14 protein-coding genes are annotated in these 18,620 nt (G+C 66.8%); 10 read left to right on the forward strand and 4 right to left on the reverse strand.

Features of this window, described 5'->3' with window-relative positions:
* Window positions 1-222: 222 nt before the first annotated feature.
* The 7 genes from pstS to phoR all read left to right on the forward strand — a co-directional run bounded on the left by pstS (window position 223) and on the right by phoR (window position 6,895).
* Complete coding sequence (gene pstS, locus AC0GNO_RS02945; protein ID WP_472889300.1) at window positions 223-1,254, forward strand: phosphate ABC transporter substrate-binding protein PstS; 1,032 nt, start codon at window positions 223-225, stop codon at window positions 1,252-1,254.
* 110 nt (window positions 1,255-1,364) lie between these two features.
* Window positions 1,365-2,345 carry a phosphate ABC transporter permease subunit PstC gene (gene pstC / locus AC0GNO_RS02950; RefSeq protein WP_305723218.1) on the forward strand — a complete coding sequence of 327 codons (981 nt, stop codon included), beginning with the start codon at window positions 1,365-1,367 and terminating at the stop codon, window positions 2,343-2,345.
* A gap of 23 nt (window positions 2,346-2,368) precedes the next feature.
* Entirely contained in the window at window positions 2,369-3,223 is an 855-nt protein-coding gene (gene pstA / locus AC0GNO_RS02955; protein ID WP_472889299.1) for a phosphate ABC transporter permease PstA, read from the forward strand.
* A 48-nt stretch (window positions 3,224-3,271) separates the two neighbouring features.
* Entirely contained in the window at window positions 3,272-4,048 is a 777-nt protein-coding gene (pstB, locus tag AC0GNO_RS02960; RefSeq protein ID WP_472902886.1) for a phosphate ABC transporter ATP-binding protein PstB, read from the forward strand.
* An 81-nt stretch (window positions 4,049-4,129) separates the two neighbouring features.
* Entirely contained in the window at window positions 4,130-4,831 is a 702-nt protein-coding gene (phoU, locus tag AC0GNO_RS02965) for a phosphate signaling complex protein PhoU (protein WP_472889297.1), read from the forward strand.
* Window positions 4,832-4,847: 16 nt separating this feature from the next.
* Window positions 4,848-5,579, forward strand: a complete 732-nt coding sequence (gene phoB / locus AC0GNO_RS02970; protein WP_305361674.1) for a phosphate regulon transcriptional regulator PhoB — start codon at window positions 4,848-4,850, stop codon at window positions 5,577-5,579.
* The gene (gene phoR, locus AC0GNO_RS02975; RefSeq protein ID WP_472902887.1) at window positions 5,576-6,895 is read left to right on the forward strand and encodes a phosphate regulon sensor histidine kinase PhoR; all 1,320 of its coding nucleotides are present in this window, start codon (window positions 5,576-5,578) and stop codon (window positions 6,893-6,895) included. Before phoB ends, phoR begins: the two co-directional genes overlap by 4 nt.
* Window positions 6,896-6,905: 10 nt before the next feature.
* Here phoR and AC0GNO_RS02980 read toward each other — a convergent pair whose 3' ends face one another.
* From AC0GNO_RS02980 to trxA, 4 genes are all read right to left on the reverse strand, one after another.
* Window positions 6,906-8,606 carry a hypothetical protein gene (locus AC0GNO_RS02980; RefSeq protein ID WP_472889294.1) on the reverse strand — a complete coding sequence of 567 codons (1,701 nt, stop codon included), beginning with the start codon at window positions 8,604-8,606 and terminating at the stop codon, window positions 6,906-6,908.
* Between the two features lie 159 nt (window positions 8,607-8,765).
* Window positions 8,766-9,023 carry a type B 50S ribosomal protein L31 gene (locus AC0GNO_RS02985; RefSeq protein WP_226466904.1) on the reverse strand — a complete coding sequence of 86 codons (258 nt, stop codon included), beginning with the start codon at window positions 9,021-9,023 and terminating at the stop codon, window positions 8,766-8,768.
* A gap of 236 nt (window positions 9,024-9,259) precedes the next feature.
* Window positions 9,260-10,522: a transcription termination factor Rho gene (rho, locus tag AC0GNO_RS02990; protein ID WP_177134018.1), complete on the reverse strand. Its 1,263-nt coding sequence runs from the start codon at window positions 10,520-10,522 to the stop codon at window positions 9,260-9,262.
* Window positions 10,523-10,713: 191 nt separating this feature from the next.
* Complete coding sequence (trxA, locus tag AC0GNO_RS02995; RefSeq protein WP_177134020.1) at window positions 10,714-11,046, reverse strand: thioredoxin TrxA; 333 nt, start codon at window positions 11,044-11,046, stop codon at window positions 10,714-10,716.
* Window positions 11,047-11,149: 103 nt separating this feature from the next.
* Here trxA and AC0GNO_RS03000 point away from each other — a divergent pair, with 103 nt between their 5' ends.
* Genes AC0GNO_RS03000 through AC0GNO_RS03010 form a run of 3 tightly spaced genes read left to right on the forward strand, consistent with a single transcriptional unit; the run spans window position 11,150 to window position 18,617 of the window.
* Window positions 11,150-13,867 carry a PD-(D/E)XK nuclease family protein gene (locus AC0GNO_RS03000; protein ID WP_472902888.1) on the forward strand — a complete coding sequence of 906 codons (2,718 nt, stop codon included), beginning with the start codon at window positions 11,150-11,152 and terminating at the stop codon, window positions 13,865-13,867.
* Complete coding sequence (locus AC0GNO_RS03005; protein ID WP_472902889.1) at window positions 13,864-17,271, forward strand: UvrD-helicase domain-containing protein; 3,408 nt, start codon at window positions 13,864-13,866, stop codon at window positions 17,269-17,271. Before AC0GNO_RS03000 ends, AC0GNO_RS03005 begins: the two co-directional genes overlap by 4 nt.
* Window positions 17,268-18,617, forward strand: a complete 1,350-nt coding sequence (locus tag AC0GNO_RS03010) for a TIGR03862 family flavoprotein (protein ID WP_472902890.1) — start codon at window positions 17,268-17,270, stop codon at window positions 18,615-18,617. The genes AC0GNO_RS03005 and AC0GNO_RS03010 overlap by 4 nt, the downstream gene beginning before the upstream one ends.
* Window positions 18,618-18,620 lie beyond the last annotated feature (3 nt).

Genomic DNA, 18,620 nt, shown 5'->3' on the forward strand with positions numbered 1-18,620 from the left:
CGGTCACCCGCCATTGAGCCTGGTTTGAGGCGGATCAACGGCTTTGACACCCCCCGTCGTGACGCTGCCCATGCTCGGCTCCTGTCGGGATGGGCCGTTCAGCGGTGGCGTGGCGCGGCAAGGTGCTGTTTCCAAAACGGTTTTGTGACTGTCACAGGCTTGTCACATTGCCTCCCTAGAGTCCCGGTTGTGGATTTTCTTTCCCCAACCCTGAGGACACACATGAACACGAAACGCACCCTTCTCAAGACCGTCGCAGCAGCCGCTCTGGCCACCATGGCCATGGGCAACGCCTTTGCTGCCGACATCACCGGCGCTGGCGCTACGTTCCCGTTCCCGATCTACGCCAAGTGGGCCGAAGCCTACAAGAAAGAAACCGGTACCGGCCTGAACTACCAGTCGATCGGCTCCTCGGGCGGTCTGAAGCAGATCCGCGCCAAGACCGTGACCTTCGGTGCCTCGGATGCACCGGTCAAGGGTGAAGAGCTGGACAAGGACGGCATGATCCAGTTCCCGGCCATCATCGGTGGTACCGTGCCCGTGATCAACCTGGAAGGCTTCAAGCCGGGCGAACTGCGCGTGACCGGCCCCGTGCTGGCCGACATGTTCCTGGGCAACATCACCAAGTGGAACGACGCCAAGCTGGTGGCCCTGAACCCCGGCAAGGCCCTGCCTGACGCCTCCATCACCATCGTCCACCGCGCCGACGGTTCGGGCACCACCTTCAACTGGACCGACTACCTGACCGCTGTTAGCAAGGACTGGGCCGACAAGGTGGGCAAGGGTGCCGCGGTCAAGTGGCCTGCCGCTTCTTCCGTGGGTGGCAAGGGCAACGAAGGCGTGGCCGCCAACGTGAACCGCGTCAAGGGCGCGCTGGGCTATGTGGAATACGCCTACGTGAAGAAGAACAAGATGAACTTCATGCAGCTGCAGAACGCCGATGGCAAGTACGTCAGCCCCGACGAAAATGCCTTTGCCGCCGCCGCTGCCAGCGCCGACTGGTTCAGCGTGCCAGGCATGGGCGTCTCCATGGTGAACGCCAAGGGTGCCGAGAGCTGGCCTGTGTCGACTGCTTCGTTCATCCTGATGTACAAGCAGCCCGCTGACAAGGCGGCTTCGGCCGAAGCGCTCAAGTTCTTTGACTGGGCGTTCAAGAGCGGCAAACAGATGGCTTCCGACCTCGACTACGTGGCACTGCCCGACACCCTGACAGCCCAGATCCGCAGCAAGGTCTGGAGCCAGATCGCCAAGTAAGCGCTTCTGATTCGCTGCATTCGCCGGCTGGCGCTGTGCCCGCCGGCGAATGCTGCATTGAAGGTGTCCAGAGTATCCTGACGGGAGTCAACATGAGCGTGGGAACTACCATGAGTCCGCAACCTGTGTCCCATGAAACGGGCAGTGCCAGCATGGTGTCGATTGCCCGGCGGCAACGGCTCCAGGACGTCTTTTTTCATCGCATCACGCAGTCTTTTTCGCTGCTGGTGCTGATCGCCCTGATGGGCATCATCGTTTCCCTGTTCATCAATGCCTGGCCTGCGTTCCAGAAGTTCGGTGCGAACTTCATCTGGTACGTGGAATGGGACATCATCAACGAAGAATTTGGTGCCGCGATCGCGATCGTCGGCACCCTAGCCAGTGCGGGCATCGCCATGTTGATCGCCGTACCGCTGGCCTTTGGCATTGCCCTGTTTCTGACCGAAACCTGCCCGACCTGGCTGCGCCGCCCACTGGGCACGGCGGTCGAGTTGCTGGCGGCGGTGCCGTCCATCATCTACGGCATGTTCGGTCTGTTCGTTTTTGCGCCGCTGTTTGCCGACTACGCCCAGGTGCCCATGCAGCAGGTATTGGGTGGCATGCCCCTGATCGGCTTCCTGTTTGGTGGCAGCACCAACGGCTTCGGCATCCTGGCCGCGGGCATCGTGCTGGCCTTCATGGTGTTGCCCTTCGTGGCCGCGGTCATGCGCGATGTGTTCGAGATCGTGCCACCCATCCTGCGCGAATCGGCCTACGGGCTGGGCTGCACCACCTGGGAAGTGGTGCGCAAGGTGGTGCTGCCGTACACCCAGAAGGGTGTGATCGGTGGCGTCATGCTGGGCCTGGGGCGCGCGCTGGGCGAGACCATGGCCGTCACCTTCGTGATCGGCAACGCCAACCGCATGCCCACCTCGCTGTTCTCACCCGGCACCTCGATCGCCTCGACGCTGGCCAACGAGTTCGGTGAAGCCGCCGATTTCCACATCTCTGCGCTGTTCGCGCTGGGCTTCCTGCTGTTTGTCATCACCTTCATCGTGCTCGGCCTGGCCAAGTGGATGCTGGTGCGGGCCGAGAAGGCCAAGGGCCTCTGAACCCCACACCGAAAGCCAAAACCATGGACTTCAACCAATCCCTGTATCGCCAGCGCCGCTGGTCCAACAACGTGGGCCTCGCCCTTTCGATGGGGTCGATGGCCCTGGGCCTGACGGTGCTGCTGTGGATCCTGTTCGTGCTGTTCAGCAACGGCTTTGCAGCGCTGGACTGGAACATGTTCACCCAGTCCACGCCCGCACCGGGCACCGAAGGTGGCGGTCTGGCCAACGCCATCGTGGGCAGCCTGTTGATGGTGGGTTTCTCGGTACTGGTCTCCACGCCCATCGGCGTCTTTGCCGGCGTGTACCTGGCCGAATACGGCGACACCAGCAAGACCGCCGAGGTGACCCGCTTCGTGACCGACATCATGCTGTCGGCCCCTTCCATCGTGCTGGGCCTGTTCGTGTACGCCATCGCGGTGGCCACCTTGGGCACCTTTTCGGGCTGGGCGGGCAGCCTCGCGCTGTCGTTGATCGCGGTGCCGGTGGTCGTTCGCACCACCGAGAACATGCTGCGCCTGGTGCCTGGCAGTCTGCGGGAAGCGGCCTTTGCCCTGGGCGCGCCGCGCTGGAAAGTGGCCACATTGGTCACGCTGCGCGCCGCCAAGAGTGGTGTCCTGACCGGCCTGCTGCTGGCTGTGGCCCGCATCAGTGGCGAAACGGCACCGCTGCTGTTCACCGCTCTCAACAACCAGTTCTTCAGCACCGACATGAGCCGGCCCATGGCCAACCTGCCGGTGGTGATCTTCCAGTTCGCCATGAGCCCGTACGACAACTGGATCCGCCTCGCCTGGGGTGGGGCGCTGTTGATCACGCTCTCGGTGCTGCTGCTCAACATCGTGGCGCGCGTCTTCCTGCGGGAAAAGACCCCCACCTGAGGCGCTGCCTCGCCTGACGCCACATTCCATCTATTCCGGATCTGACCCATGACGAACACCGCTTCATCTGCAAAGAATGCGCTCGAACTGCGCAACCTGAACTTCTTCTACGGCAAGTTCCAGGGCCTCAAGGGGGTCAACATGAACATTGAAGAACGCAAGGTCACGGCCTTCATTGGCCCCTCGGGCTGCGGCAAGTCCACGCTGCTGCGCACCTTGAACCGCATGTACAGCCTCTACCCCGGCCAGCGCGCCGAGGGCGAGATCAACTTCTACGGCCAGAACATCCTTGACGACAAGCAGGACATCAACCTGCTGCGCGCGCGCATCGGCATGGTGTTCCAGAAGCCCACGCCGTTCCCGATGTCGATCTACGACAACATCGCCTTCGGCGTGAAGCTCTACGAAAATCTCAGCAAGAGCGAGATGGACGACCGCGTCGAATGGGCACTGTCCAAGGCCGCGCTGTGGGGTGAGGTGAAAGACAAGCTCAACCAGAGCGGCCTGTCGCTCTCCGGCGGGCAGCAGCAGCGCCTGTGCATCGCGCGCAGCGTGGCGGTGAAGCCCTCGGTGCTGCTGCTCGACGAGCCCACCTCGGCACTCGACCCGATCTCGACCGGCAAGGTCGAGGAACTGGTGCACGAACTCAAGCAGGACTACACCATCGCCATCGTGACCCACAACATGCAGCAGGCCGCGCGCTGCAGCGACTACACCGCCTACATGTACCTCGGCGAGCTGATCGAATTCGGCTCCACCGAACAGATCTTCTTCAAGCCGACCAAGACCGAGACCGAGGACTACATCACCGGCCGGTTCGGTTGATCAACGTCCCGCTTTTTTCTCTCATTCATTGCCCCTGCGGGGGTGCAGGCTGGCCGCAAGGCCGCCTTTCAGGAGACCTACATGGGCGACAAACACATCTCCAGCCAGTTCGACGCCGAGCTGAATTCCATCTCCACCCACGTGCTGGAAATGGGCGGTCTGGTCGAGTCCCAGCTGCACCAGGCGGTGTACGCGCTGATCCACATGAGCCTGGAGACGGCCGAGCAGGTGCTCGAAGCCGAAAACCGCATCAACCAGATGGAAGTGAACATCGATCACGAGATCATCTCCACCATCGGTCGACGCCAGCCCACGGCGCGCGACCTGCGTTTCCTGGTGGCGATCTCGCGCACGACGCAGAATCTGGAGCGTGCGGGTGATGAAGTGGCCCGCATCGCGCGCATGGTCAAATTGATCATCGAAAGCGGCTCGCCGCGCTCCCTGCCCGTGTCGGAACTGCGCCTGGCGGCCGATCTTGCCGCCGGCATGCTGCGCAAGACGCTGGACTCTTTCGCCCGTCTGGATACGGCCATGGCCCTGTCCATCATGAAGGACGACAATGCCATCGACCTGGAGTACGACGGCTTTCTGCGCAAACTGATCACCTACATGATGGAAGACCCCCGCACCATCTCACCGAGCCTGAACCTGCTGTTCCTGGCCAAGTCGCTGGAGCGCGTGGGCGACCATGCGAAGAACATCGCCGAACAGATCATCTTCGTTGTCATGGGCGAGGACGTGCGCCACACCCCCATGGACAAAGTGGAGTCGGTGGTCGGATGAACACGAGAGCTTCAGCATGAGAAAACTGCCACGCGTTCTGGTCGTGGAAGACGAACCGGCGATCGCCGAGCTGATCGCCGTCAACCTGCGCCACAACGGTTTTGCGCCCACGGTTGTGTTCGACGGCGCGGCGGCGCAGCGTGAGGTCGACGCCGTGTTGCCCGATGTGATCCTGCTCGACTGGATGCTGCCTGGCGAGAGCGGCGCCACGCTGGCACGCCAGTGGCGCAAGCATGAGCGAACCAAGACGGTCCCGATCCTGATGCTCACCGCGCGCAGCGACGAGTCAGACAAGGTGCAGGGTCTCGACGCGGGCGCGGACGATTACATCACCAAGCCTTTCTCCACGCAGGAACTGCTCGCGCGCATCCGTGCCGTGCTGCGCCGCCGCGCGCCCGAGATCGTCAACGACTCGGTGCAGGTGGGCGAACTCGCGCTGGACGCCGGCACCTACCGCATCACCTTCCGGGGCCAGGAGCTCAAGGTCGGACCGACCGAGTTCAAGCTGTTGCACTACCTCATGAAACACGCGGAACGGGTGCACACGCGTGGTACGCTGCTCGACAAGATATGGGGGGACCATGTCTTTATCGAGGAGCGAACCGTGGACGTGCATGTCAAGCGTTTGAGGGAATCACTGGGTGAGGCCGCCGGCATGGTGGAGACGGTGCGTGGCGCCGGTTACCGCCTCACGGCCATCAACAACACCGGACGTCCGGCGCAAGGCACCTCCATTTCCGCCGCATGATCCGGCGCTCCGTCGAACTGCTGCTCCTGGTGGCGCTGGGGGCGGTCTGGGGCTGGACGCAGGACGCCGCGGGCTGGTCGTTCGTGGGCGCCTTGCTCGGTGCGTTGGGCTGGAGCGTGTTCGATGGCCTGCGTGCACGCCGTCTGCTCAACTGGCTCAACAAGGCCGACGTGGCCCGCACACCGGGCCTCTCGGGCCTCTGGGGCGAATTGCTGGACCGCAACCGCAAATTGATCAAGAAGCTGGAGAAGAAGGCCAGCAACAGCGATGCCCGGCTGGAGGATTTTCTCGCTGCCATCCAGGCATCTCCCAACGGGGTGGTGCTGCTCGATTCAGCGGGCCGCATCGAATGGTCCAACCTCACGGCCGCCAACCACCTCGGCTTCGATCCGCAGCGCGACCTGGGCCAGTATGTGCGCAACATGGTGCGTGCACCGGCCTTCATGTCGTACCTCGCCGAGGGTGATTTCGGCCACGAAATCCAGATCGACGGCCCGGGCCCCCGGCCGTCACAGCCCACCCGGATTTCGCTGCAGATTCACCCCTACGGCAAAAAACGCAAGCTCATGATCACGCGCGATGTGACCGCGGTGCAGCTGGCCGAAGCCATGCGCCGCGACTTTGTGGCCAACGTCTCGCACGAGATCCGCACCCCCCTGACGGTGCTCAGCGGTTTCGTCGAGACCATGCAGAGCCTGTCGCTGGAAGAGTCCGAGCGCATCACCTACCTCGGGCTGATGAGCCAGCAGGCGCACCGCATGCAGACGCTGGTGAGCGATCTGCTGACACTGTCGCGCCTGGAGGGCAGCCCGGCGCCCGGGCCAGGTGAATGGATCGATGGCGACGAGTTGCTGGGCCACGTGCTGCAGGAAGCGCGTGGGCTGACGGCGGTCATTTCCGCCCCCCCCCATGAGATCGTTCAGGCAACGGCGACCAATTTGTGGGTGTCTGGCGCCAAGACCGAACTGCTGAGCGCGATGTCCAACCTGCTGAGCAATGCGGTGCGCTACACGCCGGGTGGCGGGCGGATCGAGGCGGGCTGGCGCTTGCGCGAAGATGGCTGGGGCGAGTTCTTTGTGACCGATACCGGCCCCGGCATCGCTGCCGAGCACATCCCGCGCCTGACCGAGCGTTTTTACCGCGTGGACCGCAGCCGCTCGCGCGAGACGGGAGGCACCGGTCTGGGTCTGGCCATCGTGAAACATGTGGCCCAGCGCCACGGCGGGCAGATCGACGTGCACAGTGTTGTGGGCCAGGGCTCCACCTTTGTCATTGCCCTGCCGCCGGTGCGCGTTCGCGAGCACGCGGTCAACTGAACCCACCCGTTCAGTCGGCCACGCGTCGATAGACCAGCAGGCGTTCTTTGCGGTCGTTCAGGCGGCTGACGCTGGCCCTGAACGCCCAATGGGTCAGTTGCACACGCTGGTCCAGCGTGGGTTGGCTCTCCGGCGACACCACCATGCTGCGGCAGCGAGCGGGGCGGCTGCTGTCCTCGGTGCTGCGCACCAGCTGGAGGCCCCCCTGGTACTGCAGCGCGGCGATCTGTGCCTGGGACAGCCCATCCGCCAGCACGCAGCTGCCGGTGGGTACCAGGCGTGCGATGCTGCGCGAAACGGGTCCGTAGCTGCGTGCAAAGTCCAGCAGTGGCAGCCACAGCGACATCAGCAACAACCAGCACAGGGTGGCGCCCGCCGCGGGCAGCACCAGGCTCTTCCAGATCGCCTGCCGGTTTCTGCCGACCCGCCACACCACCAGCCAGACCCACGCCACCGTGGCCAGCAGGCCCGCCAGAAAAAGCAGCAGGGAAAACTCGGGCACGAAGCCGGGCGCGAGACGCGCCACGTTCGCGGCGGGTTTTGCCGGCATGCCGGTTTGCATGGCCAGCCAGATCACCCAGATCGCCAGGGCACAGATGGTGAAGAAGATCAGGGTGAACCAGTCGATCAGCGCTGAAACGCTGCGCCGCAGCGTGGGGAGGGCGAAGGCGGCCAGTGCGGCCATGGCGGGCAGTGCCAGCAGCAAGGCGCGATCAAAATCGGCGTTGATCGCGCTGTTGACCACGCTCACCAGCATCGCCCACAGGGGCAGCGCCACATGCGGACTGAGCAGTTGGCGTCGCCAGCCCCACAGGGTCCACAACACCAGGGGCCATGCCGGCCAGGTGAACCACACGAGCAGGCGTCCCCAGCGGCGCCAGTCGTCGAAACCCACCGGCAGGCCCAGTGCGGGCCAGTTCATCTGGCCTGTGAGCGCCCCCAGCCCGACGGCCATGATCAGCAAAGCCGCAGCCGAGGGCAGCAGCGGGTGAAGGGCTTCGCCGGGTCGGCTGCCCATGACCAGCAAGGCCAGCAGCAAACCAGAACCCAGGCTCAGCGCCACCCAGGGTGCACCGCTGAGCACCAGTGCCAGCGCAGAGAGGCTCCAGAGCAACATGCTGCGCCAGGGGTGACGGTCATCCGCATGGGCCAGCCGCGCAGCGGCCATCAGCAGCGCACTGACCATGGCCAGTCGGGCCAGATCGGGTGTGGTTTCATGGGACATCTGGGCCAGACCCAGACAGGCCACGAGAGCCAGCAAGCCGGCATCGGCCAGTGAGCGGGCATAGTCGACCGGGTTGGCCTCACCCCCGAAGGCAAAGGCAATCGGCTGAGCCGACTTCTGGCGCGCCAGGTGATACACCGCGTACCAGGTGCAGACCAGGGTGAGGGCCAGGAGCAGGGCGAACGGGATGCGGGCTGCGCTGTCGGCGTTCAGGAAGGGCAGGAACCGGATGAACACCGCGCCGAGCCAGTAAGGCAGGGGGCCGGCCACATCGGCGGCCACACCCAGCACCTGAGGTTGCCACCAACTGCTGTTTCCAGAAGCCATCTCCAGCATGGCGCCCAGCGCGGAAACGTCGGCATTTTTCCAGGGCTCACGTCCCAGAAACCCCGGCAGCACATAGGCGAGGCAGAACAGGATGAGTGCGAGCCTGGGCAGACGACGCACGGCCGACTGGGTGACAATGGCAGGGGTTGTTGGATTCACTGCGGGGAATATACAGGGCCGTCAGGGCAGAGGGCTTGTCGCAACAGGGTCACGTATCGAAAGATCCGGGGCAAAAAAAAGCAGCCGGTTCACCGGCTGCTTTTTTTGCAGAATCTGAGGCAGGGGCCGGACACCTTGAGGTCCGGTCCATAGCCAGCTTTACTTGGCAGCGGGCTTGGCGTAACGGTTGCGGAAGCGCTCGACGCGGCCACCCATGTTGTCCACGCTCTTTTGCGTTCCGGTGTAGAAGGGGTGCGACTCGCTGGAGGTATCGAGCTTGAACAGCGGCAGTTCGCGGCCGTCTTCCAGCTTGATCATTTCCTTCGTGTTGGCGCAGGAGCGCGTCACGAACTGGAAGTTGTTGGACAGGTCCACGAAACAGATTTCGCGGTAGTTGGGGTGAATGCCGTCTTTCATGACGTTTCCTTGAGTTCAGGTGCGGCAGCCGCGGGAAAACCATTTCCCCGTACTTGCCAGCAAGTTGCAAAGCCTGCGATTATAGCCGGGAAAGCCAACCAATCCGCCGGCGCGAAGTGCCTTAAGCCAGGAACACCGAGGAACCGGCTTTGCCGAGCCTCTGGTGTTGTCCCCTCCTCGAAGCGCCGAAGGCGCGCAACAGAGGGGGGAAGCCGCGTCAGCGGCGCAGGGGGGTGTTATCCACCCCGTCGCATCATGTCAAAGAACTCCGAGTTGTTCTTCGTCGCCTTCATGCTCTTCAAGACCATTTCCATGGCTTCGATCTCGTCCATGTTGTACATGAACTGGCGCAGGATGCGGGTCTTCTGCAGGATCTCCGGCGCCAGCAGCAGCTCCTCGCGACGGGTGCCGCTGCGGTTGAGCTGGATCGAGGGGAACACGCGCTTTTCGTACAGGCGGCGATCCAGGTGGATTTCGCAGTTGCCGGTGCCCTTGAATTCTTCAAAGATCACCTCGTCCATGCGGCTGCCGGTGTCCACCAGGGCGGTGGCGATGATGGTCAGCGAGCCACCTTCTTCGATCTTGCGCGCCGCGCCGAAGAAACGCTTGGGGCGTTGCAGGGCGTTGGAGTCCACGCCGCCGCTCAACACCTTGCCCGAGGAGGGCAGCACGTTGTTGTAGGCGCGGGCCAGGCGGGTGATCGAGTCGAGCAGGATCACCACGTCTTTTTTCAGCTCGACCAGGCGCTTGGCGCGTTCGATCACCATCTCGGCCACGTGCACGTGGCGCGCGGCCGGTTCGTCGAACGTCGAAGCGATCACGTCGCCGCGCACCGTGCGCTGCATTTCGGTCACTTCTTCCGGTCGCTCGTCCACCAGCAGCACCAGCAGCTCCACCTCGGGGTGGTTGGCGGTGATGGCGTGGCAGATGTGCTGCATCATCACCGTCTTGCCGCTCTTGGGCGGCGCCACGATCAGCGCGCGCTGGCCGCGGCCGATGGGGGCGATGATGTCGATGACACGGCCGGTGATGTTCTCTTCGGTCTTGATGTCGCGTTCCAGGCGCATCTGTTCCTTGGGGAACAGCGGCGTCAGGTTCTCGAACATGATCTTGTGCTTGTTGTCCTCGGGAGGCAGGCCGTTGATCTTGTCGAGCTTGTTCAGCGCGAAGTAGCGCTCGCCATCCTTGGGGATGCGGACCTCGCCCTCGATCATGTCGCCGGTGTGCAGGTTGAAGCGGCGGATCTGGCTCGGCGAGATGTAGATGTCGTCGGTGGACGCGGTGAAGCTCGTGTCCATGTTGCGCAGGAAGCCGAAGCCGTCGGGCAGGACTTCGAGCACGCCGTCCGCGTTCACCAGTTCGCCGCCCTTGGCGCGCTTCTTGATGATGGCGAACATCAGCTCCTGCTTGCGCATGCGGCCGGTGTTTTCGATCTCAAGCGCTTCGGCCTGCTTGAGGACTTCAGACACATGCAGTGCCTTGAGTTCGTTGAGGTGCATGGAATTCACTCCGGGAGGGAGTCGAGTCAAAAACCGGGGGAGGGGGCGCTGGCGTCCGGATTCGGACTGGCGCTGTCGAGAGGGGCTGGGCTGTGTCGGGCCTGCTGTTGGGCCGGATTATGACAGGAAAAAAAGCCGCTTGAGAACAGGGCCCGGGCGTTGCACCCGGGCCGGTCCTTCCGGCTGACCGATCAGGCGAGTTGCTGGTCGATGAAGGCGGTGAGCTGGGCCTTGCTCATGGCACCGACTTTGGTGGCGGCCAGCTGGCCATCCTTGAACAGCATCAGCGTGGGGATGCCACGGATGCCGAACTTGGCGGGCACGTCGCGGTTGTCGTCGACGTTCATCTTGGCGACCTTGAGCTTGCCGTCGTAGGAGCCTGCGACTTCGTCCAGGATCGGGGCGATCATCTTGCAGGGGCCGCACCATTCGGCCCAGAAATCCACCAGCACCGGTGCCTGGGCTTCAAGCACATCGGCCTGGAAAGTTGCGTCAGAAACGTGTTTGATCAGGTCACTGGCCATGGTCCATCCTAAGGAACGTTGAACGGGGGAGTTAAAGTCAAAGCGCTGGCGCACTGGCCGTCAGCTGCAAGCATTCAATTGTGACAGAAACGCCCCCGACCCGATGCCATCGAACCGAACACCACCACCAGCGCCTGCCCGACTGGCGCAAGGGGCGCAGCCGGGGCCGGGTCCACAGGAGCCCACAGGTGCAGGCGAACACCCGACCCGCCACCAATGGCGGGTCTGGATCGATGGCATCGATGCCCTGATCCGCCAGACGGGTATCGACCCGTCACGGGCACTGGTCCTGGTGCCCTACGCGCAGCTCATGGACGCAGGGCGACGCGCCTGGGCCGAGGCCTGTCCCAGTGGTTTTTCGCCGCGCTTTGAATCCACCCGCAACTGGGCCGCGTCGTTGCAACCATTCTTGCCCGGCCCCACCGATCTGAGCCTGGACATGGCCCGCGACAGCCTGGTGGCCGCCGCGTTCATCGACCGGGTGGCGCAGGGACGGCCCGATGCCTCGATGCGAGCCGTGATGGTGGCGCGGCTGGTGGAGGCGGCGCGCCAGCTGGCACCCCTCGCCGCTGCGGTGCCACCAGACCAGCGCGCGGCCTGGGCCGAACCTTTGCGCGAAGCGCTGGCAACCGGTGTGCAGACGCTGCACTGGGAGTCAATGCTGGGTTCGCTGGCCCTGGTCTGGGCCAGCACGTCCGCCTACGCCACCGACGTGCTGTGGAGCCCGCTGGCCCGCTCGGTGTCGGGTGCGCAGATGTTGATCGTGCTGCAGGGTTTTCAGCAGGACCCACTGGCCTCGGCGCTGGCGCGGCACTGGGGTGCTCAGGGCGCCGAACTGCCATTGCCCCTGGGCGAAGCGGACCCGGCCATGCCGTCCGCGGTCCTGCACGCCTGCGGCGATGCCGAAGACGAAGCCCAGCGCGCGGCCGCCTGCGTGATCGCGCGGGTCAACGCCGCGCAGCGGCCGGTGGCCTTGGTGGCCAACGACCGCCTGATCACCCGCCGCGTGAGCGCCATGCTCTACCACGCCGGCCTGGGCGTGCGCGACGAAACCGGCTGGAAGCTCTCCACCACGCACGCCGCCGCCCGGCTCATGAGCCTGCTGCGCGCGGCCGATGCACGTGCCCGCATGGACGATGTGCTCGACCTGCTCAAACAATGTCCGGCCTGGCCCGAAGCCCAGGTGCAGGCGCTGGAGCAGCTGGCGCGCGAAGCCGGTGTGTCGCTCTGGCGCTCGGCGCTGCAGTCGCCGCGCCTGATGCCCGCCTTGCCCGAGGGCCTGCCGGCCCTGCTCGAAGGGCTTCAGCCGGCGCGCCCGCTGGTGGCCTGGCTGGAGGGTCTGGCGCTTGCGCTGGCGCAATGTGGTCTGTGGGACAGCCTCACCAGCGACCCGGCGGGGCAGCAGATGATCCAGGCCTTGCGGCTGGGCGAAGGTGCCGCGCAGGAACTGGTGCGGGTGACCGATGCGCTGGCCGCGACCGCAGCAGCAGATGACGCCACCCCGGCCCGGACCGCCGCGCGCTCTGGCAGCAAGCTGTCGTTGTCGGGGTTCACCGCCTGGGTGCGCGATGTGCTCGAGGGCGCGAGCTTCATGTCGCGCGGGGAGGGCGAGCCGGATGTGGTCATCCTGCCCATGGCGCAGCTGCTGGGCCGCGCTTTCGCCGCCACCGTCGTGCCCGGTTGCGACGAACTGCATCTCAACCCCAGTCCGGATCCGCCTGGCCAGTGGGCGGCCGCTCAGCGCGAGGCCCTGGGTTTGCCCACGCGCGAAGTCCTGGCCTTGGCCGCCGCACAGGCCTGGCAGGCCACGCTGGCGCTGCCGCAACTCGACCTGATGTGGCGCACGCAGGAGCGCGGCGAAACCCTGCAGGCCAGCCCCTGGGTGCAGGCGCTGCCCGGCTTCGGGGCGGACGCCGGCGCCGATCCGCGCCGCCAGCGCACGCTCCAGCCGCTGGTGCAACAACGGCCCCAGCCGGCCGCGGGCGACGTGCTGCCCGAGTCGCTCTCGGCCAGCGCCTACCAGGACCTGCGCGACTGCCCCTACCGTTTCTTTGCATTGCGCCAGCTGCGGCTGGTGGATGCGCCCGAGCTGGAAGCCGAACCCGACCAGCGCGACATGGGCAACTGGCTGCACGCCGTGTTGCGGGCCTTTCACGAACAGCGCGGCGACAGCCGGCCCGGCCGCGAGACCGACCGCGCCGAACTGAACCGACTGGGCGACGCCACGGCCGATAGCATGGGCCTCAACGCGGGCGAAGGCGGCGCCGGGTTCCTGCCCTACCAGGCGGTCTGGCCAGCGCTGCGCGAGGGATACCTGGACTGGCTGGCCGGCTTTGAAGGAACGCCTGATCGCGCAGGGCCGCGCTTCCAGCAAGCCGAGGCCGCGCTGACCGCCCAGGCCGGGCCCTGGAAGCTCTACGGCAAGCTCGACCGTGTCGATGTGCAGGACAGCCCCGAAGGCGCGATTCCCTTCGTGATCGACTACAAGACCGAGGGCCGCCCCGGCACGCTGGAGCGTGTGAAAGAGCCGCTGGAAGACACCCAGCTCGCGTTCTATGCCGCGCTGCTGCCCGACGAAAACCTGCGTGCCGCCTACCTCAGCATCACCGACAAACGCGGCGATACGGCCAGGGACGCACCCACCATGCTGATTGAGCAGCCCGAGGTGCTGATGGCGCGCGAGCAGCTGCGCGAAGGCCTGGCGCACGACATGGCGCGCGTGGCCGCCGGCCAGCCCATGCCCGCGCTGGGAGAGGGCCGGGTGTGCGACTTCTGCGCTGTGCGCGGCCTGTGCCGCAAGGACTTCTGGAGCGCTGCATGACCGAAGCCGCCTACCGCATCAACGGCAGCCAGGTGGCGCGCGAGGCCTTCTACGCGCTGGCCTGCGACCCCGCGCGCAGCATCGCGGTGGAAGCCTGTGCCGGCGCCGGCAAGACCTGGATGCTGGTCTCGCGCATCCTGCGCGCGCTGCTCGACGGCTGCGCACCGCAGGACATCCTCGCCATCACCTTCACCAAGAAAGCCGCCGGTGAAATGCGCGACCGGCTCAACGCCGAGCTGCGCCGCTGGAGCCGCCTGCCCGACGGCGAACTGGCCGGCGAACTGCGCGCGCGCGGGCTGTCGGACACCGAAGCGTTGCGCCGCCTGCCCGAGGCACGGAGCCTGCACGCGCGGATGACGGCGCTGGGCCGGCCGGTGCAGGTGCGCACCTTTCACAGCTGGTTCGCGGCGCTGCTGCGCGGCGCGCCGCTGGCGGTGCTGCAGGAACTGCAGCTGCCGGCCCAGTACGAGCTGCTGGAAGACGATGCGCCCGCCGTGGCCCTGGTCTGGCCGCGCTTTTACGCCGCGCTGGCCGCCAGCGCCGAGGACAAACAGGACTTCCTCGACGCGGTGGCCGAACACGGCCGCCACCAGACCCTCAAGGCGCTGGAAAAGGCGTTGCAGAAACGTGTGGAGTTCAAGCTGGCGGACGCTGCAGGGGTGGTCGAAGCATCGGTGCAGCCGTTTGCGGCCCTGTACCCCGGCTGGACCGGCTTGGCTGTCCCCGAACTGGCCCTGCTGCAGCCCGGCACCCGCGAGCGCTGGCTGGCTTGGGCGAAGCTGCTCGGCGGCGAGGCCAACAAGACGCCCAAGACGGCGGCCAACGCGGTGGTGGATGCGTTTGAACTCGCCGACGAACCAGCGCTGATGGCCCGCCGCCTGGCCCTGCTGCGCAAGGGCTTTTTCGTCGCCAGCGAAGACCGACTCAACACCAACCTCACCAAGTTCGCCGCCGCACAGGAAGCCGAGCCCGAGCTGCAGGACCTGTGCAATGCACGCCGCCAGCACGCTGCGTGGTTGCACCACCAGCGCCTGGCGCGCCTCAACCGCGTGCTGCTGGCCGCGTACGCCGATCTCAAGCGCGAGCGCGGCTGGGTCGACATGAACGACGTCGAAGGCGCCGCGCAGCGCCTGCTGGGCGACGCCGAGCTCTCGGGCTGGCTGCAGCAGCGGCTCGACGCCCGCGTGCGCCACGTGCTGATCGACGAATTCCAGGACACCAACCCGCTGCAATGGCAGGCGCTCTACGGCTGGCTTTCGGCCTACGCCGGCGCCGGGTCGGGCGAGGCGCCCTGCGTGTTCCTGGTCGGCGACCCCAAACAGTCGATCTACCGCTTCCGCCGCGCCGAGCCGCAGGTGTTCAAGGCGGCGCAGGCTTTTGTGGTGCAGGGCCTCGCGGGTGCGCTGCTCAGTTGCGATCACACGCGCCGCTGTGCGCAGGGCGTGGTGCAGGCGCTCAACAGCGCCATGCTGTCGGCCGTGCAAGCCGGTGAATACGGCAGCGACTACCGCGCCCACACCACCGAAAGCCACGAGGCGGGCGCCGTGCTGGCGCTGCCCCAGCTGCCACGCAGTCTGCGCGAGCGCGACGCCGCAGGGGGCAACGAGCCGGCCTGGCGCGACAGCCTCACCACGCCGCGTGTCTTGCCCGAAGACACCATGTCCGCGCTGGAAGCGCGCCAGGCGGCTGACTGGGTGGTGGCTGAGATTGAAGCGGGGCATCTGAAACCCGAACAGGTGATGGTGCTCTCGCGCCGGCGCGAGCGCCTGGCCTGGATGTTCGAGGCGCTGCGCGAGCGCGGCATCGCCAGCGAGCAGCCCGAAAAGCTCGACCTGTGCGAAGCGCCCGCGGTGCAGGACGTGGTGGCGCTGCTGGACGCGCTGGTCTCGCCGCGCCACGACCTGAGCCTGGCGCGCGCCCTCAAGTCACCGCTGTTCGGCTGGAGCGACGACGCGCTGGCCCAGCTGGCGCGTCTGCGCCAGCGCTGGACGCTGCGGGCCGACACCTCCACCGATGCCGCGACCGCGCCGGTGCGCCCCTCGTGGTGGGACGTGCTCCAGCGCCTCGCCGGCCTGCCGTCGGCCGAACAGGTTGATCTGCTGCAGTTGCCCGGGCAGGCGCCCGCGCCGGAACAGGCGGGCCTGCTGCGCGACACCGCCGCGCGCTTGGCGCTGTACCAGGGCTGGGTGCGAAGCCTGCCGCCGCACGACGCGCTCTCGGCCCTCTACGACCACGGCGACGTGCTGGCGCGTTTCGCGCAGGCGGTGCCCGCCAGCCAGCGCAGCGGCGTGCTGGCGCAGCTGCGCGATCTGCTCGCGCAGTCGCTGGCGCAGGACGGCGGGCGTTTCCTCACGCCTTACCGCCTGGTGCGCGCGCTCAAGGCCGGCGGCATCAAGGCCACGCCGGTCAATACGAAAGGCGCCGTGCGCCTGCTCACCATCCACGGCGCCAAAGGGCTGGAGGCCCACACCGTGCTCATGCTCGACACCGACGCACCGCCCAGCCGCCCCGAGAGCATGGGCGTGCTGATCGACTGGCCCGGGGAAGCCTCCGCGCCGCGCCGCTTCGTCTTCCTGGCGAGCGAAAAATCGCCGCCCGCCTGTGCCGTGGCCGTGCTGCAGGTGGAGCAACAGGCGCGCGCGCTCGAAGAGCTCAACGCGCTCTACGTGGCGCTGACGCGGGCCGAAGAGCGCCTGGTGCTGTCCAGCTTCGAGCCGCGCCAGCGCGGCAGCAGCGCCAGCTGGTACCAGCGCCTGCAGCCCCTGGCCATGCCCATCGATGCCCCCGAACCGGCCAGCGCCGTGGCCGCGCCCGCCGCTGCGGCCGACTTCGCGCTGGCCCAGTTGCCGGCCTGCACCGCGACGCCCAGCAGTGCGGTGCCGAGCGTCCCGGCAGAGCAAGCAGGGGCCGACGCAGACGACGAACACACCCGCATCGGCCTCGCGCTGCACCGCCTGCTGCAGTGGTTTCCCACGCCGGCCGACGGCTTCGACTGGACCACGACCCACACGCAGGCCGCCGCGCGCGAGTTCGGCCTGAGCCCGGCCCAGGCCGCCGAAGCGCTGGCGATGGCGCGCCGCATCGTGGCCGGCAAGGCCGCCTGGGCCTGGGACGCCACGCAGCTCGACCACTGGGGCAACGAGGTCGAGCTGTTCCACCAGGGCGAGCTGCTGCGGCTGGACCGCCTGGTGCGCCAGCGCGGCGAGGCCGGTGCGGCCGGCACCTGGTGGGTGCTCGACTTCAAGAGCCACGAACACCCCGAGCGCCAGCCCGAGTACCTGGCGCAGATGCAGCGCTACCGCCAGGCCATGGCGCTGGCCCGACCGGGCGAGCCGGTGCGGCTGGCCTTCATCAACCCCCTGGGCCAGCTCATCCCGCTTTCACCCGAACAACTGGCTTCATGACCGATTCCGAACCCTTGAACACTCCCGAGTCTGCGCTGAAGGTGGACGTCGCCGTCATCGGCGGCGGCCCGGCCGGCCTGATGGCCGCCGAGGTGCTGTCGTGTGCCGGTGTGGCGGTGCACCTGTTCGACGCCATGCCCTCGGTGGGCCGCAAGTTCCTGCTGGCCGGCAAGGGCGGCATGAACCTGACCCACGCCGAGCCGCTGGACGCTTTCATCGGCCGCTACGCCGAACGCGCCGACGCACTGCGCCCGCTGCTCGAAGCCTTCGGGCCGCACGAAGTGCGCGAATGGGCGGCTGGCCTGGGCATCGACACCTTCGTCGGCAGCTCCAGCCGGGTCTTCCCGACCGACATGAAGGCCGCGCCGCTGCTGCGCGCCTGGCTGCAGCGCTTGCGGCATCCGGCAGAGGGCGGCGAGCCGGTGCGTTTCCACATGCGCCACCGCTGGACCGGTTGGGCCGACGACAGCGACGCGCTGCTGTTTCAGACGCCCGAGGGCGAGAAGCGGGTGCAGGCCCGCGCCACGGTGCTCGCGCTCGGCGGCGCCAGCTGGGCGCGGCTGGGCTCCGACGGTGCCTGGTGGCCCGTGCTTCAGACCGCAGGCGTGGACCTGGCCCCCTTGCAGCCCAGCAACTGCGGCTTCGACGTGGCCGGCTCGACGGTGCACGGCGTGAGCGCTGGCTGGAGCCGCTTCTTCAGCGAACGCTTCGCCGGGCAACCCTTCAAGTCCGTGTCGCTGCATTTCGCCGACAGCCGGGGCCACCGCTTCGATCGCCGGGGCGAATTTGTGGCCACCGCCACCGGCGTCGAAGGCAGCCTGATCTACGCCGTGTCCAGCCTGTTGCGCGATCAGATCGCTGCCCAGGGATCGGCCACCTTCACGTTGAACCTGCTGCCCGACCACAGCGCGGCGCAGGTGCTGGCCCAAGTGAGCCACCCGCGGGGTTCTCGCAGCCTCTCCAGCCACCTGAAAAGCCGGCTGGGTCTGGACGGCATCAAGCTCGCCCTGCTCAACGAGCTGCTGCCCCGGGACACCCTCAACCAGCCTGCGCTGCTGGCCGCCGCCATCCAGGCCTTGCCGGTCACGGTCGTGGCGGCGCGGCCGCTGGACGAAGCCATCAGCACGGCGGGCGGCGTGCGCTTCGATGCGATGGATGCCGCCCTCATGCTGCGCGAGAAGCCCGGTGTGTTCTGTGCCGGCGAGATGATCGACTGGGAAGCCCCCACCGGGGGCTATCTGCTCACGGCCTGCCTGTCCAGCGGACGGCTGGCGGGGCAGGGCGCGTTGGCTTGGCTCCAGACGCGGTTGCCCGACACGGGGAGCAGCGACGACGCTCTTGGATGAGTG

It is taken from the genome of Hydrogenophaga sp. L310 (genome assembly GCF_055703065.1).